We start from the raw sequence: 19,923 nt of genomic DNA, 5'->3' as shown, positions 1-19,923 counted from the left end.
GTCCTCATGAACCCGACTTATCAGACCCTGACCCCGGATTTCTCCGTCGCCCCCCAGTTGCAGCCTGCCGACATGCAGGCGCTGGCGGATGCGGGCTTCAAGTCCGTCATCATCAACCGCCCGGACGGCGAGGGCGGCCCCGAGCAGCCCCGCTCCGACGACGTGCTGCAGGCCGCCCGGGATGCCGGTCTGCAGGCGCGCTACCAGCCCGTGGTCAGCGGCGCCATGACGGCGGCCGACGTGGCCGAGTTCGCCGGCCTGCTGCGGGACCTGCCCGCGCCGGTCCTGGCCTTCTGCCGTTCGGGCGCGCGCTGCACGAATCTGTTCCTGGCCGCCCAGGAGTATGGCGCAGATCAAACCCAGGGCTGATCCCGACTGTCCTTTCGGGGGGCCAGCGGTTATGCTGGGGTTTCCTGTTAGTGTTTTTGGATGATCCGAGCATGTTCAAGAAAATCCTGATTCCCACGGACGGCTCCAAGCTTTCCGCCCAGGCAGCCAACAAAGGCGTCTGCTTCGCCCGGACCATTGGCGCCGAAGTCGTCGCACTGCACGTCACCCAGCCGTTTGCCGCTACGGTCGGCTTTGACGGCATGGCCGCCGCCTACGCCATCACGGACGAAGACTACGACCGCACCGCCTCCGAGCAGTCCAAGAAATACCTCCAGGCCGTGCTTGACCGGGCCGAGACTGCAGGTGTCAAAGCCACCCCGCTGGCGGTGTCCAACTTCAACGTCGCCGATGGCATCGTGCATGCCGCCCAATCCGAAGGCTGCGACTTGATCTTCATCGGCAGCCACGGCCGCAGCGGTCTGTCGCGTCTGCTGCTGGGCAGCGTCACGGTCAAGGTCCTGGGGCTGGCCAAGGTCGCCACGCTGGTCTACCGGGTCAAGGAAAACGACTAGGTTTGTGCGATTGTTTGATGCGCATGGACAGGTCCTGACGCCATGCCCCGCGTGATTCATCACCGGCCCGATCCGGCGCCGGCGGGCAGCGATTTGGCTGCCGCGCCGGGCGGTCCGGTGCGCGACGGTCTCGGACGGCCTTTGCGCGACCTGCGGATTTCCGTCACGGACCGCTGCAATTTCCGCTGTACTTACTGCATGCCGCGTGAACTATTCGGCGCGGATCATGCTTTTCTGCCCCATGGCGACCTGCTGACTTTCGAGGAAATCACCCGGGTCGCCCGGATTGCGGTGGCGGGCGGGGTGCGCAAAATCCGCCTGACCGGCGGCGAACCGCTGTTGCGCAAGCAGATCGAAACCCTGGTCGGGATGCTGGCCGCCCTGCGCACGCCGGACGGCGAAGCGCCTGACCTGACCCTGACCACCAACGGCACGCTGCTGGCCCGCAAGGCCCGTGTGTTGGCCGACGCCGGCCTGACGCGGGTCACGGTCAGCCTGGATGCGCTGGACGATGCCCTGTTCGAACGCATGAGCGACAGCGGCGTTCCGGTGGCCACCGTGCTGAACGGCATCGAGGCCGCTGCTGCGGCGGGGCTGGCCCCCGTCAAGGTCAATATGGTCGTGCGCCGGGGCATGAACGACGCCCAGATCCTGCCGATGGCGCGCCACTTCCGGGGCACGGGCCACATCCTGCGCTTCATTGAATACATGGACGTCGGCAGTACCAACGGCTGGCGCATGGACGAGGTCGTCACCGGCGCCGAAATCGTCCGGATCATCGGCGATGAATTCCCGCTGCGGCCGGTCCAGGCCCGCTATCGGGGCGAGGTCGCCGCCCGCTGGGCCTATGCCGATGGCGCCGGCGAGATCGGCCTGATCACCAGCGTGTCCCAGCCTTTTTGCGGGGACTGTACGCGGATGCGCTTGTCGCCCGAAGGCCGGCTGTTCACCTGTCTGTTCGCCGAACAGGGCCACGACATTCGCGGCCTGCTGCGCACCGGGGCCGACGATGCCGCGCTGGCGCAGCGGCTGGCGGGCGTCTGGCAGGCGCGCGATGACCGCTATTCAGAATTGCGCGGCGAGGCCCATCGCGACCACAAGATCGAGATGAGTTATATAGGTGGATGAGGCAGGACACGAAATAGTCCCTGCGGACTATTTCGTGCCTGCCGAATCCGAGCCGCTTGCAAGCGGCGAGGTGGAGAGATGCCTCAATTCAAGATCGGCCTGCAGGCCGCGACGTGGAGAGATGCCACAATTTGAAAATGGCCCAGTGCTTGCCGAGTCGGAGCGCCCGCGACGTGAGGAACAAACTAAAGTGTTCGACGGCCTGATCCTGGCAGGCGGGCAATCCCGGCGCATGCGCTCGGCTGATACGCCCGAGGCCGACAAGGGCTTGATGCCTTGGCGCGGCGAGCCCCTGGCGGCCCATGCCGGCCGCTACCTGCGCGCCCAGGGGGCGAACCGCCTGTGGATCAGCGCCAACCGCCACCCTGACGACTATGCCGCCTATGGCGCCGTCGTGGGCGACGACCCTGAATACACCGACTGCGGGCCGTTGGCCGGGGTGCTGGCGGGCCTGCAGCGGGCGCAGACCCCCTGGCTGTTCGTGCTGCCGGTGGACGTGCTGCGCTGGCCCGACAACCTGGGCGCGCGGTTGGGCGACGCAGCCCGGCCCGATCGTCCCGCCTATGCGCGCACGCCCGGCGGCCCGCACCCGCTGTGCCTGATGCTGCATCGCAGCCTGGCGGAGGGGCTGCGGGCGTTCCTGGACGCGGGCGGCCGTCAGGTCCAGGGCTGGCTGCGGTCCTGCGGCGCGGTTGCCGTCGATTTTCCCGACGCCGACGCGCTGGTCAATTTGAATACGCCCGAGGACTGGGCACGTTGGCCTTAGACCAACCAGTCCGACAACGCCATCCAGTCCACTTCCGCACCGGCCTCCAGCCGCGCGCCCGCCGGGATGCGGGCTAGGCCGTGCGCCCAGGCCAGGCTGCTCATCGCGCCCGAGCTTTGCTGCGTATGCGGCGTCAGGCGGGGTAGTCCGGCGGCGCCCTGGGCGGCCTGAATGCGCAGGAAATCGTCACGATCGCCGCCGACGGGGCGTGTGATGTCCAGGATGCCGCGCCGGATCGGCGGCAGCACGTCGCGGCGGCCTTGCAGGCTTCGGATCAGCGGGCTGACCAGCAGCGTGAACACGGCGAAGGCCGAAGACGGGTTGCCGGGCAGGCAAACCAGCGGACGGCCCTTGAGTTCGGCCAGCGCCACCGGTTTGCCCGGCTTCATGCGCACCCGCCACAGGTCCAGCGTGCCGCCCAGAGTCTCGATGGCGGGTTTGACCAGATCCTTTTCGCCGACCGAGGCGCCGCCCACGCTGAGCACCAGATCGCAGGTTTCGTTCAGTTCGGCCAGCGCCTGGCAGGTGGCGTCGGCGTCGTCGCGGGCATGGCGCAGGAGGGGCGCAGCGGCGCCCAATCCGATGCACAGGCTGGCAAGCATCGGCGCGTTGGAGTTGTGGATGGCGGCCGGCGGCAGGGGCTGGCCTGGGGGGACGAGTTCGTCCCCCGTGGTCAGGATGCCGATTTTCAGGCGCGGAAAGACGGGCGCCCGATCGTAGCCCTGGGATGCCAGGACGGCGATGTGGCCGGCTCCCAGCAGGGTGCCCTGACTGAGGATCAGCCGCTCCGCGCTCATGTCCTCGCCCCGGCGACGGATGTGCTGTCCGGGCGGGGGTGACGTCAGGATGGTGACCCGGCCGTCTTCTTCACGGCAGTCTTCCTGCATGACGACGGTGTCCGCGCCCGCCGGAATCACGCTGCCAGTGAACAGCCGGATGGCCTGGCCCGGCAGCAGGGGATCGGGGGTCTGGCCGGCAAAGCAGCGTTGCTGGACCGGCAGCGTCGCGCCGGGGGTCGCCGCGTCGGCCGCGCGCAGCGCGTAGCCGTCCATGGCGCTGTTGTCAGCCGGCGGCAGATCCAGGACGGCGTGGATGTCGGCGGCCAGCACACGGCCGGGCAGGGCGTCGAGCGGCACGGTTTCACGGCCGGCGGGGCCGCGTCCGCGCGCCGCCAGGCGGGCCTGGGCGGTATCGAAGTCAAGCATGATCAGGGTTCCGTAGAGGCCGTAGGGGCGCGGTAGGCGCTGGCGAAGTTGCAGGGGCGCTGGCGGCTGTCGAGCTGGGACAGCAGGATCTTTTCCCAGGCCAGCCGGCAGGCGCCGGTGGAGCCGGGCAGGCAGAACACCAGGGTGTCGTTGGCGGTACCGCCCAGCGCGTCGGATTGCAGCGCGGAGGCGCCGATGTCCAGCCAGGACAGATGGCGGAACAGCTCGCCGAAGCCGGGCACGACCTGGTCCAGCAGCGGTGTGACGGCGGGGATGGTGGACTTGCCGTGGGAGAACCCCGTGCCGCCGTTGCACAGAATGACCTGGACGGCCGGGTCGGCGATCCAGTCGCTGAGTATCCTGCGGATCTGGTAGCGGTCATCCGGGCACAGTGCGCGGGCGTGCAGGGTGTGGCCGGCTTCGCCCAGGACGGCGGCCAGATAGTCGCCGGTGGTGTCTTCGGCCGCCGTGCGGCGACTGGAGATCGTCAATACCGCGCAGCGCAGCGTGACGGGCGGCAGGGTGGGGTCGGCTTTCATGGTGTGTCCCGGGAGGTGTCCCACTGGGCGGTTTTTTCGGCGTCGGCGGCCCGCTGTTCGACCCAGAAGGCCTGGCCGTCGGCCAGCGTCTCGCGTTTCCAGAAAGGCGCGCGGGTCTTCAGGGCGTCGATGATGTATTCGCAGGCCTGGAAGGCCTGGCCCCGATGGGCGGCCGCCACGCCGACGAAGACGATGGGGTCGCCCAGCGGCAGTTCGCCGACCCGGTGGACCACTACGGTGTCGAGAATGTCCCAGCGTTGTTGCGCGTAGTCGCACAGCGTCTGGATCTCGCGTTCGCACATGCCCGGATAGTGTTCCAGGAACAGGCTGCGCGATCCGGCCTCGGGGCTGTAGTCGCGCACCATGCCCAGGAAATGCACCAGGGCGCCGGCGCGGCTGCCCGCGCGGTCCTGCAGCAGGGCGGTCAATTCGGCGGTATCGAAGCGTTCGGTCTGGATGCGGATCATGATGCGTGCGGCCCGGCGCTAGCCGCCGGTGACGGGTTCGAACACGGCGACCTCGTCGCCCGGGCGGATCGTGGCGGCGCGCCCGGCGTGTTCCTGGTTGATGGCGAGTTTCAGGCGGGCGGCGGACCCCAGCGCGGGGCAGCGCGCCGCCAGGGCGTCCAGCCAGGCACCCGCCTGGACGGGCGCGTCCAGGGGCAGGGTCTCGCGCCGCAGACCCATGTGTTCCGCGACCTGGGCGAAATACAGGACTTCAATCGTTGTGCCAGTCGCCACTTTTGCCTCCGGTTTTGCTGCGCAGGCGGACCTGCTCGATGATGATGCCCTTGTCGGCGGCCTTGCACATGTCGTAGACCGTCAGGGCGGCGACGGAGCAGGCCATCATGGCCTCCATTTCGACGCCGGTCTGATGATGGGTGCGGCTGGTGGCGCGGATGGTCAGCGTGCGGCTGGCGTCGTCGGCCGAAAAGTCCACCCCGACGAAGCTGAGCGGCAGGCTGTGGCACAGAGGAATGAGTTCGGCGCAGCGCTTGGCCGCCAGAATGCCGGCGATGCGGGCGGTGTTCAGGACCTCGCCTTTGGCGTTGGCCTGGGCGGACAGCAGACCCCAGGCATGGGCGTTCAGGCGCACCCGGCCTTCGGCCACGGCGGTGCGGTCGGTCGAGGCTTTGGCGCCGACGTCGACCATGCGGACCTGGCCGTTTTCATCCAGGTGGCTGAGGGTGGGGGAGAGGTCTGTTTGGCTCATGGGCCTATGATAAACGAGGACGCCGGCAGGCGGCATGCGCGGCGCCGCTGCTATGATGGGTGCCTCCGTCCGGAATTTCGCATGGCCAAGACGATCGGCGCATTCTTCTCCCTGTATCTGGCGACTCTGATCCTGTTGCTCAGTTCGGGGCTGTTCAATACTTACTTAGGCTTGCGACTGACGGCGCTGTCCGTGTCCGAGGTCTGGGTCGGGGCGATGATCGCCGCGTACTACCTGGGGCTGGTGCTGGGTGCGCGGATCGGGCACCGCCTGATCATCGGCGTAGGCCACATCCGCGCCTACGCGGCCTGCGCGGCGATGGTCACCGTCACCGTGCTGATCATGATCCTGGTCGATGAACTCTGGGTCTGGCTGGGACTGCGCTTTGTCGCGGGCGTTGCCATGGTCAGCCTGTTCATCGCCATCGAAAGCTGGCTCAACGAGCAGACCGAGAACACCTCGCGGGGGACCGTGTTCGGTTTCTACATGGTGGCATCCTGCCTGGGCACAGTGCTGGGCCAGCTGGCCCTGGGGCAGTTCCCGGAACTGGATTCCCGGCCGCTGGTGTTCGTGGCGATCTGCAGCGTGCTCAGCCTGATCCCGGTGACGCTGACGCGGCGCCTGCACCCGGCGCTGCAAGTGCCGGCGCCCCTGGCGCTGAAATACTATGTGGCGCGCGTGCCCTTGTCGCTGACGGTGCTGTTTCTGGCCGGTATGCTGACGGGCGCGTTCTACGGCCTGGCTCCCGTCTATGGCCTGCAGCATGGCATGGACAACCGCCAGGTCGGGGTGTTTCTGGCCGTGTCCGTGGCTGCCGGCCTGGTGTGCCAGTGGCCCCTGGGCTGGCTGGCCGATCACATGAGCCGGGTGCGCCTGATCCGGATCGGCGCGCTGCTCCTGCTGTGCCTGGGGGTGCCACTGTGGGGCTGGTTCGACTTTCCCTATCCGGCCCTGGTGGCTTTCTCCGGTCTGCTGGGCATCGTCCAGTTCACGCTCTATCCCATGGGCGCGGCTTTTGCCAACGACAACGTCGATCCCGAACGCCGGGTGGGCCTGAGCGCCCTGCTGTACATGGTCTATGGCCTGGGGGCCTGTCTGGGGCCGCTGGCGGCGGGCGGCCTGATGCGGGTCTGGGGGTCGGACATCTATTTCGTCTTCGTGTCGGCTTGCGCTGCGCTGCTGGTGATTTTCATCCGCGAACGCAGCGTCAAGGGTACGCACCGCAGCGAGGACGCGCCCACGCAGTTCGTGCCCATGGCCGACACCTTGCAGAATTCCAACGTGATGGCGGTGCTGGACCCGCGCGTCGATCCGCAGCGTGACATTTCGCACGATCCAGTCATCGACGACCCGCTCGCGGAGCCGGCTTCAGACTCGGCAGAGGGTGCGCGGCCGGATGCTGCGCACGATGCGGGGCCTTCCGTCGCAACGGTCGGCGCTGGCGGCCGTCCCGAGGCCGGGCCGCCGGCCTGACGGCTTTATAGCTGGAATTCGGGGCCGGTGTATTCGGCCTCGACCTGGATCGTGCCTTTCAGGATGTCTTCCCGCAGCGCGGCGAGCTGTCGGCGGATCGGCTCGGGCGTGTCCGAGGCCACGATCAGGCGCACGGCCTCGGGCTGTTGCAGACCCACCTTGGAGATCCGGCCGGCCTGGAACCGGCCTTCGCTCAAGTCCTGGCAGGCCCGGAAGACGCCGATGCCCACGTCGGCCCAGGCAGAGCCGATGAAGACGTCCGGTTCGCGCGCCACCCAGTCGATCACGTTGCCGATTTCCTTGATCCCCAGTTCACGGCAGGCCTGGGTGGTGCCGCTGCGGCCTTTGTTCAGCATGGTGTAGATGATGTCCGCCCCCGCTTTGGCCTGAGCCTGGGTGACGCGGGCGGCGAGCGCCGTATCGTCCTGGTTGCCCGAGAAGTTGGTCAGCAGCTTCACGTCCGGGTTGGCGTGCCGGACGCCGGCCGCGTACGAGGCGCGGGCGCGCAAGCCGGGCGGCACGCGGATGCCCGATTGATGGGCCACGATGCCGGTTCGGGTCCGCAGGGCGGCGTAGGCGCCGGCGAGCCAGGCGGATTCCTCCTGGCGCACGTCGTAGCTGCTGAGGTTGTCGGCGGTGACGGCGCCTTGCGTGATGACGAAGCGGATGTCGGGAAATTCCTTGGCCACGGTCAGGGCTGCATCCGTGTTCTGGCCGCCGTGGGCGATGATCAGGGCAGGCTTGTGGGTGGCGGCCAGTTCCCGCAGGGCCGCGATCTGGGCCTGGGTTTCGTTGGCGACCTTGTCTTTATAGTGCGCCACGATGGGCAGGGTGTCCTGCGCCTTCTTGAAGCCTTGGTAGCCGGCCTGCATGAAACCGTGGTCGTCGATGTGGCCGCAGAACAAGGCGGCCACCACGGGTTTGCCGGCGGCGAAGGCGCCGCGCGCCAGCCAGGGAAGGGCCAGGGCGCCGGTGCCGGCGGATGCGGCGGCCAGCAGCCATTGGCGGCGGGTGAGTCCAGTCATGTGTTGTCTCCTGTGGTTTGAAGGCATGCGCCATAAAGATCTTTTCTGATCAACAGGCTACAGGAGACCGATTGAATATTTATTTAGCCTTCAAATAATACGTATATGCCGTGAGCGATAAGCGGCGGACCCGGCGCCTGATGAGATGCCGGGTCCGCCCCGCAGCCGGCCGGCATGCCGGCCGCGGCCTCAGCGGGGGAACAGCAGCACGATCGCGCCCAGGGCCAGGGCGATGCCCAGGACGTTCAGCGCGCTCAGGCGTTCGCGGAACAGGCCTGCGCCCACCAGCGTCCCGATCGAGATCACGCCGATGTTCATGGCGGCGAACACCAGGGTGGGATTGTCCGGAAACGTCTGATGGGCGCGGATGTAAAAGTAGATGTTGCTGAAGTTCAGCCCGCCCAGCAGGATGCCGGACGCCAGGCTGCGGGCGTGCCAGCGGGTGCGCCGCGCCAGCAGCCACAGGCCCATCAGCAGGCCGGCCAGGATGAAGCTCAGCAGCAGGCTGCCGGTGAAACCCGCGCCGAGGCGCGCCATCTGCTTGAACAGGATGTCGATGCAGCCGTAGCCCGCCCAGACGCCCAGCAGCGTCAGCCAGCCGCGCGCCGCCGATCCGTGCGCTTCGTCGTCGGACACGTCTGTGGATGCCGCCGCAGCCGTGTCCGGCGCGGGTGCGTCCGATGAGGGTGCGCCGTTTCCGGTGTGCCGGGGGCGCGCCAGCAGGCAGGCCAGGGCGCACAGCGCCAGCACGATGCCCAGGGCCTTGCGGCCCGACACGGCTTCGTGAAACACCAGAAAGGCCGCCAGAATCGGCAGAATCAGCGACAGCCGCTGGGCCGTGTCGCTGCGCACGATCCCCGCCCGGCGCACGGCGGCCGCCATCACCAGGAACACGCTGGGCAGCAGAATGCCCAGCAAGCCCAGAATCAGCCAGGCGGCAGGCGGGCGCTCGAACAAGGTGTCCAGAGGCGGGCGCAGCAGCCACAGGCTGAGCACCACTGCCGTGACGTAGTTGACCGCGATGGCCTGGTCGACGCGGATGTCGCCGCGACGGGCCAGCTTCAGGAAGATCGAGACGGCGACGCTGAAGGCAATGCTGAGAATCAGGGTGTACATGCTTCGGCCTCCGGCATAGGCACCAGTCCCAGGCGCTCGAACAGCCGGGCGTCGGCCTGCGCTTGCGGGTTCGGCGTGGTCAGCAGACGCTCGCCGTGGAAGATCGAGTTGGCGCCGGCCATGAAGCACAGGGCCTGGGTGCTGTCGTGCATGCTTTCGCGGCCTGCCGACAGCCGCACCACGGCGCGGGGCATGACGATGCGGGTGACCGCGATCGTGCGCACGAATTCGATGGGGTCCAGGTCGGGCGCATCGGCCAGGGGCGTGCCCGGCGCTTTCACCAATTGATTGACGGGCACGGATTCCGGGTAGGGGTCCAGGCGGGCCAGGGCGGCGATCAGGCCGGCGCGGATCTCGCGCGATTCGCCCATGCCGACGATGCCGCCGCAGCAGACTTTCAACCCGGCGTCGCGCACGCGCTGCAGCGTATCCAGCCGGTCCTGGTAGGTGCGGGTGCGGATGATCTCGCCGTAGTGTTCCGGCGCGGTGTCCAGGTTGTGGTTGTAGTAGTCCAGGCCGGCGGCTTTCAGGCGGTCGGCCTGGCCGTCCTTCAGCATGCCCAGGGTGACGCAGGTCTCCAGGCCCAGCGCCTTGACGGCTTGCACGTGCTCGATCACCTGGTCCAGTTGGCGCTCGGTCGGCGAGCGCCAGGCGGCGCCCATGCAAAAGCGCTGCGCGCCCGCGTCCCGCGCCTTGCGCGCCGCCGCCAGCACCTGATCCAGCGGCATCAGCGGCGCCGCCTCGACTTCAGTCTGGTAGCGTGCGGACTGCGGACAGTAGGCGCAATCCTCGGGGCAGGCGCCGGTCTTGATCGACAGCAGGCTGGATTGCTGCACGGCGTTGGCCGGGTGGTGCTCCCGGTGCACGGTCTGCGCCCGCAGCAGCAGATCGTTGAAGGGCAGGTCGAACAGGTCCAGGATCGCCTGGACCGGCCAGGCGGGCGCCAGGGTTTCGTGAAGGACGCGGGCATGCATGGCAGGCTCCGAAAGGGAAAACAGCCCGGATCGTAGGCGTTCGGGCCGCCGTCCGGCAAGCGCGAACGTCCGGCAATCGGCGCGGAAATTGAAGGGAATAAGACGATCTTGGCGCGTACTCCAGAGTCACGGCGTCGGCGTCCCGGGCTTTGGGTGCGATCTTGGCTCGGGGATGAAGGTGTAATAGATTGTGATTTAGGAGGGGGCGGATGGCTGGGGAGGCTCTGAACTCAGCCTTGCGCTGTGCGCCTCTGCGGACTCATCTGTGGACTCGAAATCAAAAAATTGAGGCCAAAACAAAAAAATCTTCCCGCGACTTGCACGCCTCAAAAAACTCGTGCATAATCTCGTTTCTTCGTTAACGAAGCCAGTTTTTGGGGGTATAGCTCAGCTGGGAGAGCGCTTGCATGGCATGCAAGAGGTCAGCGGTTCGATCCCGCTTACCTCCACCAAAAAACTTTCGTTGTCGAATGTCCTGTCCCCTTCGTCTAGAGGCCTAGGACATCACCCTTTCACGGTGAGTACAGGGGTTCGAATCCCCTAGGGGACGCCAGGATTTTCTGGCACCGCTGCGGAGCGGTAGTTCAGTTGGTTAGAATACCGGCCTGTCACGCCGGGGGTCGCGGGTTCGAGCCCCGTCCGCTCCGCCAAAGAATTCAAAAAAAGCCTGATCGCTCAATGAGCTGTCAGGCTTTTTTCTTTTGCCGCCGGACTCGGCCCGCCCACAAGCCCGTCCCTTGGGGTCAAAACCCCGATATCCGCCTGAGGATTCCGTTTGTTAGCGGATTGTTCTTTCCCCCGCATCCAGTAACATGGCGGAGGATGGCGACCCTGGCCGCACATAGGCTACCGCCGTCATTCATCTCACAGGGAAGGCATGAATACATCGCGTGCGGTCTGGCCGACGGCCCAGAGCCTTTTTGGGGCGGGGACGGTGGTGGCCGTTTTTTCCCTGCTCATGCTGGCCTTCGTGCTGGGCAACGCCATTACCGTCAATTCCCTGCTGTCGCGTTACGAAGGCGCGCTCGATCAGGTCGCCACGCTGGATCGCATGCGGGCCACCAGCCAGCAACTGGCGGTGCGGGCGATGCGCATGTCCGACGGCGCCGTGGTGCAAGCCGGCCAGCTCAGCCAGGAAATGGACATCATGGACCGGGCCTTGCAGGCCCTGGACCAGGGCGGCGTCATCGACGGCCGCGAGATTCCTGCGCTGGCGCAATCGGCCGCGCGTGACTTCCTGCCCCGGATCCGGCGGGATTGGGCTACGTTGCGTGGCCGCTTGCAGTCCGCGCTGCTGGGCACCTATGTGCGCGACGAACACCCGTCCGAGGCGCAGGAACTGCCGCAGGCCGTCCAGCGCCAGTGGCTGGCCGACGATGCCGAAACCATGCTCGGCACGCTGGACGCCTGCGCCGACGTCCTGCTGCCCCTGCTGCGTCAGGGCAAAGACCGCGCGCTGCTGATCGGCGGCGGACTGGCCTTGCTGGACCTGATTCTGCTGCTGGGCCTGTACCTGCTGCTGCGCCGCCATCTGGTCCAGCCGCTGCGCGAACTGCGGGTCGCCAGCCGTGAACTGGTCCGGGGACATTACGACACCCGGATTGCGTATCGGGGGCGGGGCGAGCTCGGCCAGGTGGCACGGGATTTCAACGACGGCATCCGGCAGGTCCATGACTTGCTGGCCAAGATGCGCGAGGACCAGGCCGGGCTGCTGCGGGCCGACACCATTTTCCAGGGCCTCACGTCGAATTCGATCGTGGGGATCTTCCTGGTCGAGAACGAGCGCTTCACGTTCGTCAGCCACAAGATGGCCGAGATCTTCGGCTACGAGCCGCGCGAGATGATCGACAGCATGACGCTGCTGAGCATCGTGGTGCCGCGTGAGCGTTTCCTGATGGCCGAATCGATCAAGGCCAGCCAGAACCGGCGGGACGGCACGCTGCGCTTCGAGCGCCACGGCCGCCGCAAGAACGGTTCGGAGATCGACATCGAGGTATTCAGCTCGACCGTGCGGGTGGGCGAACAAGTCTCCATCATCGGGATCGTCCAGGACATCACCGAGCGCAAGCAGGCCGAATCTTCGGCCCAGCTCGCCGCCATCGCCTACGAGAACAGCAGCGAGGCCATCGTCATCACCGATTCGGCCGGTGTGGTCATCGACGTCAATCCCGCCTATTCGCGGATGACGGGCTTCTGGCCCGACGAGATCGCCGGCGAGCTGCTGCCCCTGCTGCGGCCCGGCCGCCACAATCGTGATTTCTACGACGAGATGTGGCACGCCATCAATACCCAGGGGCGCTGGGAAGGCGAATACTGGAGCCAGCGCAAGTCGGGCGAGGATTACGCCGAGCGTGTGGTCATGGACACCGCCTGGAATCACGACGGTTCGGTCAATTGCCGGGTGGCGATGCTCAGCGACGTGACCCAGAAGAAGCAGGTCGAGACCCAGATCTGGAACCAGGCGCACCACGATCCCCTGACCGGCCTGCCGAACCGGCAATATTTCAACGAGCGTCTGCAGGCCGCCGTCCAGTCCGCCGATCAGTCGGGGCAGTCCCTGGCGCTGATGTTTCTGGATCTGGACCTGTTCAAGGAAATCAACGATTCCATGGGCCATGCGACCGGCGACCGCCTGCTGGTCGAGGTCGCCCGGCGCCTGCAGGCCTGCGCGACCCCGGAGACCAGTTTCGTGGCGCGCCTGGGCGGGGACGAGTTCGTCGTCATTCTGGGGGGGACGCCCGACAAGGCGCAGATCGACGCGCTGTGCGCCGCCATTCTCGACCGGATCACCGAGCCCTACCGCCTGGGCGGTGATCCCCTGCGGGTCTCGGCCAGCCTGGGGGTGGCGCTGTATCCCCAGGACGCCGAGGACGCCGAGGCTTTGATGCGCCACGTGGACATGGCGATGTACGTCGCCAAGGACTCCGGCCGGAACTGCTTCCACTATTTCGACCGCAGCATGCGTGAACGCGCGCGCATGCAGCGTGACCTGATGTACGCCCTGCCGCAGGCCATCGAGGACGAACAGTTCTTCCTGCTGTTCCAGCCCATCCATGCCTTCCGGACGGGGCGTATCGTCCAGGCCGAGGTCCTGCTGCGCTGGCGGCATCCGGAATTCGGTGTGATCGCGCCCGCAGACTTCATTCCCTTCGCCGAGGAACGCCTGCTGATCCGGCCGCTGGGCGACTGGGTCTTCCGCGAGGCCATCCGTCAGTTGGCCCGCTGGCGCCGGGAACTGGCGCCGGATCTGCGCCTGACGATCAATGTCTCGCCCGGCCAGCTCGGGCTGGAGGATACCGGCCTGGATGCGCTGTTCGGGATGTTCGATGCGCTGGGCCTGTCACCGGACTGCCTGGTGCTGGAACTCAGCGAGCAGATGCTGATGACCGAGGATCCCCAGGTGCAGGACCGCCTGCGGCGGCTGCATGATTCCGGGCTGCGCTTCAGTGTCGGGGCCGTGTCGATCGGCATGCCGGCGCTGCTGGCGGTGCACGAGCTGCCGTTCGAGACGCTCAAGCTCGAGCGCGCGACGACCGAACGGCTGCTGGACGGCGAATCCGCCCCCATGATCAGCGAAGCCATCATCACGCTGGCCCATCGGCTGGGCTTGCGGGTGACGGCCGAAGGCATCACCCGCCAGGCCCAATATGAACTGCTGCGTGCGGCAGGCTGCGACGAGGGCCAGGGCTACTGGTTCGACGAGCCGCTGGATCAGGCGGCGTTCGAGCAGCGGCTGCGGGGGCAGGCCGGGGGGTAGCGCCGCGCCCGGGCTGCCAGCAGCAGGCCCAGCAGTGTCCAGATCAGGATCGGCAGATTGCCCCAGCGCACGTAGGGCGTCAGTCCCTGGGCGCCCTGGACTTCGGCGTCCAGCACGCCCGGGCGGCCCGGATCGAGCGCGCCCAGCACCTGGCCGCGGGCGTCGATGACGGCGGTCGCGCCGGTATTGGTGGCGCGCACCATGGGGCGCGCCGTTTCCAGGGCGCGCATGCGGGCGATCCACAGATGCTGGCGCAGCGCCCAGCTATTGCCGAACCAGGCCAGATTGCTCAGGTTGACCAGGATGCTGGCGCCCGGTGCGTCGGGGCCGTCCGGGGCCACCGTGGCGGCGATTTCCTCACCGAAGGCGTCTTCGTAGCAGATGTTGAGGGCCAGGAACTGGCCGCCGACGGCCAGCGGCGGCTGGCGCGCCGGACCGCGATCGAAGTCGCCCAGGGGGATGTTCAGCGCGCGCACGAACCAATGAAAGCCGGGCGGAATGAATTCGCCAAAGGGCACCAGATGATGCTTGTCGTAATGCCAGGCGGGGCCGGCTGCCGATGCGTCCGCGCGCTGCGGACGCAGGGCGATGGCGCCGTTGGTATAGCGGTCACCGGTCGGGGCGGCGAGGTGCAGCGGCACGCCCAGCACGAAGGTGGCCTGCATCGTTTCGGCGGCGGCCCGCCAGGGCTGCCAGACGGACTCGGGCACCTGATCCTGGAAGATCGGCAGCACGGTTTCCGGCAGGATGACCACGGCGGGGCGGTCCGCCTCGCTCTTGGGCGCCAGCGCGGCCAGTTGCCGGATGCGCGTCTGTGTAGGCAGAAACAGCTCGGGCTGGAATTTTTCGGACTGAGGCGTGGCCGGCTGGACCAGCCGCACCATCAGGGGCTCGCCCAGCGGGCGGGCCCAGGGGATGTAGCCCCACACAATGCCCAGCAGTCCGGTCAGCAGCGCCAGGCCCACCACAGCGGCGGCGCTGCGGTCGTAGGCGGTGTCCTTGGCGCGGGCCATCAGGGCGACGGCGGCGGCGGCGAATGCCGACAGCCAGGCCAGGCCGTAGACTCCCGCGAAGGGCGCCCAGGCCGCGAACATGCCCTCGGCATGGGCATAGCCGGCGTTCAGCCAGGTGAAGCCGGTGAACAGCGTGCCGCGCAGCCATTCGGCCAGCGTCCAGGCCGAAGCCCAGGCGACGGCGTTCAGGATCTGGCGCGGCGCGCGCTGTTCAGGTCGGCCGTGACCGGCGCACAGCCAGGCGGTCAGGGCGCAGGCGCCTGCCGCGTAGGCGGCCATGGCCGCCGCGAACAGCAGCAGGGCGGCGATGGCCAGCGGCAGGGGCAGGCCGCCGAATGTGTGCATGCTGATGGTCAGCCAGTAGACGCCGATGCCGAACTGGGCCAGGCCGAACAACCAGCCCAGGCCTGCCGCCTGGCGCGGGCGGTCGGCGCCGAAGGTCAGGGCGGCCAGGACGGCCAGTGTGGCGATCTGGACGAAAGGCAGACACCAGGCCGGCAGAGGGCCGGGCGCGAAGCAGAGCGCTTGCAGGCCGCCGGCCAGCAGCGCCGCCAGGGGCGCGCGCCGGGAGCGCCGCGCGGCCGGCAGACTGACTTCTGCCGCGGGCGTGGATTCAGGCGGCATGTTCCGTGGGAGGGGGGTGCGGGTCCAGGCGCTGGATGTGCAGCCAGCGCGCCCGCTTGCCGTCGGCGCTGACGACGGTAAAGACCAGTCCGTGGCGTTCGAGCCGTTCGCCGCGCCGGGGGATGTGGCCCAGTTCGGCCGCCAGCCAGCCGTTGAGCGTATCGGCGTCCTCATCGGACAGTTCGACGCCGAAGGCTTCGTTGAAGTCTTCGATTTCGGCGATGCCCATCGCGCGCCAGCTGTTTTCGCCGGTGCGGAAGAAGGTCTTTTCGTCCTCGTCGTCGAATTCGTCCTCGATGTCGCCGACGATCTGCTCCAGCACGTCTTCCATGGTCACCAGGCCGCAGATGCCGCCGTGCTCGTCGATGACGATGGCCAGGTGGTTGCGGCTGACGCGGAATTCGTGCAGCAGTTCGTTCAGGCGTTTGGATTCGGGGATGAAGACGGGCGGGCGCACCAGCGCGCGGATGTCCAGCGCGTGATCGGCCAGCGCCAGCAGCAGGTCCTTGGCGAGCAGCACGCCGACGATATTGTCGCGGTCGCCCTCGTAGACGGGAAAGCGCGAATGGCCGGTTTCAGTGATGGTCGGCATCAGTTCCGGCAGCGGCCGGGAGATGTCGAGCAGGTCCATGCGCGCGCGCGACACCATGATGTCGGCCACGGTCTTGTCTGCGACCGCCAGGGCTCCGGAAATCATCGCATACGATTCTCCGTCGAGAACGGAGTGGTCGTGGGCGGCTTCGAGGACGGCGCGGATGCTGTCGCGGTCAGCGGGCGGTGCGGGGCGCAGCAGGGCCTTGAAGCGGGAAAGCAGGGAACGCGCGGGCCGGGGCGTTCGAGGCTCCGGGTCGGGGGCGTGGGGGTCTGGCATTGTCCTGGGGACGAGTAGAGGATCTTGTAGCATAACCGATAAACGATCGGTTTCAGGCGCGTTCGTCGTCGGCGTAAGGGTTCGGGATGCCTTGGGCCGCCAGGATGCGGGTCTCCAGCGCTTCCATGCGCTCGGCCTCGTCGGCCTCGATGTGGTCATGGCCCAGGGCGTGCAGCACGCCGTGCGTGACCAGGTGGGCGGCGTGATGCAGCAGGGGCTTGCCCTGTTCGGCCGCCTCGCGTTCCAGCACCGGCAGGCACAGCACGATGTCGCCCATGATCAGGCCGCTGGGGTCCGCGCCGTATTCAAAGGTGAGCACGTTGGTGGCGTAATCGCGCTGGCGCCAGGCGGCGTTCAGTGCGCGGCCTTCTTCGGCGTCGACCAGGCGCAGGGTCAGGACCACCGGGCTGCCGGCGCGCGGCTCCGGGGGCGCCAGGGCAAAGGCCAGCGCGCGCCCCACCCAGCGCCGCAGGCGCCAGCGCGGCAGCGCCGGGGCTTCGACCGCGTACTGGATCGACAGATTGAAGTCAGGATACATGGTCGCCCGCTTTTTCGTAGGCCTCGACGATACGGCCCACCAGCGGGTGGCGCACCACGTCGCGGCTGGTGAAGCGCGTCTGGGCGATGCCCGCCACGTCGTCGAGCACGTCCAGCGCGTGCAGCAGGCCGCTCTGCTGGCCCTTGGGCAGATCGACCTGGGACGGGTCGCCGTTGATCACGGCCTTGCTGCCGAAGCCGATCCGCGTCAGGAACATCTTCATCTGTTCCGGCGTGGTGTTCTGCGCCTCGTCGAGGATGATGAAGGCGTGGTTCAGCGTGCGCCCGCGCATGTAGGCCAGCGGCGCGATCTCGATGGTCTGCTTTTCGAACAGGCGTTGGGTCTTTTCAAAGCCCAGCAGGTCATACAGCGCATCGTAGAGCGGTCGCAGATAGGGATCGACCTTCTGGACCAGATCTCCGGGCAGGAAACCCAGGCGTTCGCCCGCTTCCACGGCCGGGCGCGTCAGCACCAGCCGGGACACCGATTCGCGCTCCAGCGCGTCGATGGCGCAGGCCACCGCCAGCCAGGTCTTGCCGGTGCCGGCGGGGCCGACGCCGAAGGTCACGTCGTGCTTCAGGATGGCGTTCAGATAGTCGCGCTGGCGCGGGGTGCGCGGCCGCAGATCGGTCTTGCGGGTGCGCAGGCTCAGGCTGGCGTCGTCCACCGGCGGCAGTTCGGGCAGCGCAGGCGTGTCACTGAGGACTTCGCCCGCGCGGGCGCCCAGTTCCACCAGGCCGAGCTGCAGGGTGTCCAGGGACAACGGCGCCGAGGCGGCGCGTTCGTGGAACCAGCGCAGCGCCCCGGCGGCCGGACGCGCCTGGGCGCCCCGGATCGCGAAGCGGGTGCCGCGCCGGCTGATTTCCACGCCGTAGGCCTGGGCGATCTGGCGCAGGTTTTCGTCCAGCGGTCCGCACAGATTGGCCAGATGGGTGTTGTCCGCGTCCAGTTGCAGCGAGAGCGGCCGGGCTTTGGCGGCGGAGGGCCGGGCGGGAGCCGGGGCTGATCCGGGGGCGCGTCGGGCGGCGGCGGTCGGGTGGCTTTTTATGCTCATGCGCTCACCTGCGCGCTGTCGGTCGTGACGATTTCGCCGCGCAGCGTGTTGGTCAGCGCCTCGGTGATGCGCACGTCCACCATCCGGCCGATCAGGCGCGGCTGGCCGGCGAAGTTGACGATGCGGTTGTTTTCCGTGCGGCCTTTCATGTCGCGAGGATCCTTTTTCGAGGGGCCTTCGACCAGCAGACGCTGGACGCCGCCCACCATGGAACGGCTGATGGCGGCGGCCTGGTCGTTGATCAGGGCCTGCAGGCGGTACAGACGGTCGAGCTTTTCGGCTTCGGGGGTGTCGTCGGGCAGGTCGGCCGCCGGGGTGCCCGGACGGCGCGAATACACGAAGGAGAAGGACTGGTCGAAGCCCACGTGGCGCACCAGATCCATGGTCTTCTGGAAGTCGGCCTCGGTCTCGCCGGGAAAGCCGATGATGAAGTCCGAGGACAGTGTCATGTCGGGCCTGGCGGCCTTCAGGCGGCGGATGATGGACTTGTATTCCAGCGCCGTGTAGCCGCGCTTCATGGCCGCCAGCACCCGGTCGCTGCCGGCCTGGACCGGCAGATGCAGGAAGGGGACGAGCTTGGGCAGGCGGCCGTGGGCCTCGATCAGCCGCGCGGTCATTTCCTTGGGGTGGGACGTGGTGTAGCGGATGCGCTCGATGCCGGGGATGTCATGGACATAGTCCAGCAGCATGGCAAAGTCGGCGATCTCGCCACCGTCGCCGGCCGGCCCCCGATAGGCGTTGACGTTCTGGCCCAGCAGCGTGACTTCACGCACGCCCTGGTCGGCCAGGTCGGCGATTTCGACCAGCACGTCATCGAACGGCCGCGAAACCTCGGCGCCCCGGGTGTAGGGCACGACACAGAAGCTGCAGTATTTGCTGCAGCCTTCCATGATGGAGACAAAGGCTGACGGCCCGTCGATCCGGGCGGGGGGCAGGGCGTCGAACTTTTCGATTTCCGGAAAGGAAATGTCCACCTGCGACTGGCCGGTGGCGCGGCGCTTGTCGATCAGGTCCGGCAGGCGGTGCAGGGTCTGGGGGCCGAACACCACGTCCACATAGGGCGCGCGGCGCACGATGGCCTCGCCTTCCTGGCTGGCCACGCAGCCCCCCACGCCGATCACCAGGTCGGGGTTCTGCTTTTTCAGGTGCTGTACGCGGCCCAGGTCGGAAAAGACCTTTTCCTGAGCCTTTTCGCGCACCGAACAGGTGTTGAACAGAATGATGTCGGCATCGTCCGGGGTCTGGGTCAGCTCGACCCCCTTGGCCGCGTGCAGCACGTCAGCCATTTTTTCGGAGTCGTATTCGTTCATCTGACAGCCGAAGGTGCGGATGAACAGTTTTTTGGTGCGTCCCGGTTCGGCGGGTTGCAGCAGGGCGGCCAGGGCCTGGTCCTGGGCGGTGTCGGCGGGAGCGGCGGCGGCAGGCGCGGGCGTGACGCCCGGGCGGCGCAGAGAGGTTTCTTGCATGGTGGGGGCCGTGACGGGTTTATATCCCGGGGGCGAAGGATGGAAACCCTGAATTGTACCGTGGACGGTCATATGGCAATGACGTGCGGCAGCGGCTTGGGATCACGGGGCGCGCTCGGACTCCGCTATGGTTGAAGATTCAACAAACCATGGGTTATAAGGAAATTACCCAAAGCAGGATCAGTAGAAAAACCAACGATTCGACCGCCGCGATCCAGATGGGTAGGTATCGCAGGCCGGCCGGATGACAAGGGAGACAG

At 67.5% G+C, this 19,923-nt stretch carries 19 protein-coding genes and 3 tRNA genes; 9 read left to right on the top strand and 13 right to left on the bottom strand.

What is annotated here, in order from left to right; translation table 11 throughout:
• Window positions 1–6 precede the first annotated feature (6 nt).
• From ACFO0J_RS03830 to mobA, 4 genes are all read left to right on the top strand, one after another.
• Window positions 7–369, top strand: a complete 363-nt coding sequence (locus ACFO0J_RS03830; RefSeq protein WP_376811726.1) for a protein tyrosine phosphatase family protein — start codon at window positions 7–9, stop codon at window positions 367–369.
• Window positions 370–440: 71 nt separating this feature from the next.
• Entirely contained in the window at window positions 441–902 is a 462-nt protein-coding gene (locus ACFO0J_RS03825) for a universal stress protein (RefSeq protein WP_376811725.1), read from the top strand.
• Between the two features lie 42 nt (window positions 903–944).
• Window positions 945–2,030 (top strand): GTP 3',8-cyclase MoaA, encoded by a 1,086-nt coding sequence (moaA, locus tag ACFO0J_RS03820; protein WP_376811724.1) that lies wholly within the window; start codon window positions 945–947, stop codon window positions 2,028–2,030.
• A gap of 190 nt (window positions 2,031–2,220) precedes the next feature.
• On the top strand, window positions 2,221–2,796 hold the full coding sequence (gene mobA / locus ACFO0J_RS03815) for a molybdenum cofactor guanylyltransferase MobA (protein ID WP_376811723.1): 576 nt from the start codon (window positions 2,221–2,223) through the stop codon (window positions 2,794–2,796).
• Here the strand turns inward: mobA and ACFO0J_RS03810 are convergent.
• From ACFO0J_RS03810 to moaC, 5 genes are read right to left on the bottom strand one after another with little or no spacing between them, the layout of a single operon-like run.
• Window positions 2,793–4,001 (bottom strand): molybdopterin molybdotransferase MoeA, encoded by a 1,209-nt coding sequence (locus tag ACFO0J_RS03810; protein WP_376811722.1) that lies wholly within the window; start codon window positions 3,999–4,001, stop codon window positions 2,793–2,795. The two genes, mobA and ACFO0J_RS03810, sit on opposite strands and share 4 nt — an antisense overlap.
• Window positions 4,002–4,003: 2 nt before the next feature.
• A complete protein-coding gene (gene moaB / locus ACFO0J_RS03805; protein WP_376811721.1) occupies window positions 4,004–4,540 on the bottom strand; it encodes a molybdenum cofactor biosynthesis protein B in 537 nt (178 codons plus the stop codon).
• Window positions 4,537–5,007 (bottom strand): molybdenum cofactor biosynthesis protein MoaE, encoded by a 471-nt coding sequence (locus ACFO0J_RS03800; RefSeq protein WP_376811720.1) that lies wholly within the window; start codon window positions 5,005–5,007, stop codon window positions 4,537–4,539. The genes moaB and ACFO0J_RS03800 overlap by 4 nt, the downstream gene beginning before the upstream one ends.
• An 18-nt stretch (window positions 5,008–5,025) precedes the next feature.
• On the bottom strand, window positions 5,026–5,280 hold the full coding sequence (locus ACFO0J_RS03795) for a MoaD/ThiS family protein (RefSeq protein ID WP_376811719.1): 255 nt from the start codon (window positions 5,278–5,280) through the stop codon (window positions 5,026–5,028).
• Window positions 5,258–5,752 carry a cyclic pyranopterin monophosphate synthase MoaC gene (gene moaC / locus ACFO0J_RS03790; protein WP_376811718.1) on the bottom strand — a complete coding sequence of 165 codons (495 nt, stop codon included), beginning with the start codon at window positions 5,750–5,752 and terminating at the stop codon, window positions 5,258–5,260. Before moaC ends, ACFO0J_RS03795 begins: the two co-directional genes overlap by 23 nt.
• Before the next feature lie 81 nt (window positions 5,753–5,833).
• On the opposite strand from moaC, the gene ACFO0J_RS03785 reads away from it, so the two are divergent.
• Window positions 5,834–7,225 carry an MFS transporter gene (locus tag ACFO0J_RS03785; protein ID WP_376811717.1) on the top strand — a complete coding sequence of 464 codons (1,392 nt, stop codon included), beginning with the start codon at window positions 5,834–5,836 and terminating at the stop codon, window positions 7,223–7,225.
• Between the two features lie 5 nt (window positions 7,226–7,230).
• On the opposite strand, the gene ACFO0J_RS03780 is transcribed toward ACFO0J_RS03785, so the two are convergent.
• The 3 genes from ACFO0J_RS03780 to bioB all read right to left on the bottom strand — a co-directional run bounded on the left by ACFO0J_RS03780 (window position 7,231) and on the right by bioB (window position 10,340).
• The gene (locus ACFO0J_RS03780) at window positions 7,231–8,250 is read right to left on the bottom strand and encodes a BMP family protein (RefSeq protein WP_376811716.1); all 1,020 of its coding nucleotides are present in this window, start codon (window positions 8,248–8,250) and stop codon (window positions 7,231–7,233) included.
• A gap of 189 nt (window positions 8,251–8,439) precedes the next feature.
• Window positions 8,440–9,366, bottom strand: a complete 927-nt coding sequence (locus tag ACFO0J_RS03775; protein WP_376811715.1) for an EamA family transporter — start codon at window positions 9,364–9,366, stop codon at window positions 8,440–8,442.
• Window positions 9,354–10,340: a biotin synthase BioB gene (gene bioB, locus ACFO0J_RS03770; protein ID WP_376811714.1), complete on the bottom strand. Its 987-nt coding sequence runs from the start codon at window positions 10,338–10,340 to the stop codon at window positions 9,354–9,356. The genes ACFO0J_RS03775 and bioB overlap by 13 nt, the downstream gene beginning before the upstream one ends.
• 376 nt (window positions 10,341–10,716) lie before the next feature.
• Between bioB and ACFO0J_RS03765 the strand changes: the two genes are divergently transcribed.
• The 4 genes from ACFO0J_RS03765 to ACFO0J_RS03750 all read left to right on the top strand — a co-directional run bounded on the left by ACFO0J_RS03765 (window position 10,717) and on the right by ACFO0J_RS03750 (window position 14,097).
• A tRNA-Ala gene (locus tag ACFO0J_RS03765) sits at window positions 10,717–10,792 on the top strand.
• Between the two features lie 25 nt (window positions 10,793–10,817).
• A tRNA-Glu gene (locus ACFO0J_RS03760) sits at window positions 10,818–10,893 on the top strand.
• A 20-nt stretch (window positions 10,894–10,913) separates the two neighbouring features.
• Window positions 10,914–10,990: transfer RNA gene (locus ACFO0J_RS03755), tRNA-Asp, on the top strand.
• Window positions 10,991–11,217: 227 nt separating this feature from the next.
• Window positions 11,218–14,097 carry an EAL domain-containing protein gene (locus ACFO0J_RS03750; RefSeq protein WP_376811713.1) on the top strand — a complete coding sequence of 960 codons (2,880 nt, stop codon included), beginning with the start codon at window positions 11,218–11,220 and terminating at the stop codon, window positions 14,095–14,097.
• Here the strand turns inward: ACFO0J_RS03750 and lnt are convergent.
• Genes lnt through miaB form a run of 5 tightly spaced genes read right to left on the bottom strand, consistent with a single transcriptional unit; the run spans window position 14,052 to window position 19,663 of the window.
• Window positions 14,052–15,734, bottom strand: a complete 1,683-nt coding sequence (lnt, locus tag ACFO0J_RS03745; RefSeq protein WP_376811712.1) for an apolipoprotein N-acyltransferase — start codon at window positions 15,732–15,734, stop codon at window positions 14,052–14,054. The genes ACFO0J_RS03750 and lnt overlap by 46 nt on opposite strands.
• On the bottom strand, window positions 15,724–16,605 hold the full coding sequence (locus ACFO0J_RS03740) for an HlyC/CorC family transporter (protein WP_376811711.1): 882 nt from the start codon (window positions 16,603–16,605) through the stop codon (window positions 15,724–15,726). The genes lnt and ACFO0J_RS03740 overlap by 11 nt, the downstream gene beginning before the upstream one ends.
• Window positions 16,606–16,657: 52 nt before the next feature.
• Window positions 16,658–17,143 carry an rRNA maturation RNase YbeY gene (ybeY, locus tag ACFO0J_RS03735; protein ID WP_376811710.1) on the bottom strand — a complete coding sequence of 162 codons (486 nt, stop codon included), beginning with the start codon at window positions 17,141–17,143 and terminating at the stop codon, window positions 16,658–16,660.
• The gene (locus ACFO0J_RS03730; protein ID WP_376811709.1) at window positions 17,133–18,197 is read right to left on the bottom strand and encodes a PhoH family protein; all 1,065 of its coding nucleotides are present in this window, start codon (window positions 18,195–18,197) and stop codon (window positions 17,133–17,135) included. Before ACFO0J_RS03730 ends, ybeY begins: the two co-directional genes overlap by 11 nt.
• A complete protein-coding gene (miaB, locus tag ACFO0J_RS03725; protein WP_376811708.1) occupies window positions 18,194–19,663 on the bottom strand; it encodes a tRNA (N6-isopentenyl adenosine(37)-C2)-methylthiotransferase MiaB in 1,470 nt (489 codons plus the stop codon). Before miaB ends, ACFO0J_RS03730 begins: the two co-directional genes overlap by 4 nt.
• Between the last annotated feature and the right edge of the window lie 260 nt (window positions 19,664–19,923).

The sequence above is a fragment of the Castellaniella hirudinis genome (assembly GCF_042651965.1).
GTDB lineage: Bacteria > Pseudomonadota > Gammaproteobacteria > Burkholderiales > Burkholderiaceae_B > Castellaniella > Castellaniella hirudinis.
Note: the sequence above shows the minus strand (reverse complement) of the source record. Positions and strands in the feature narration are given on the sequence as shown.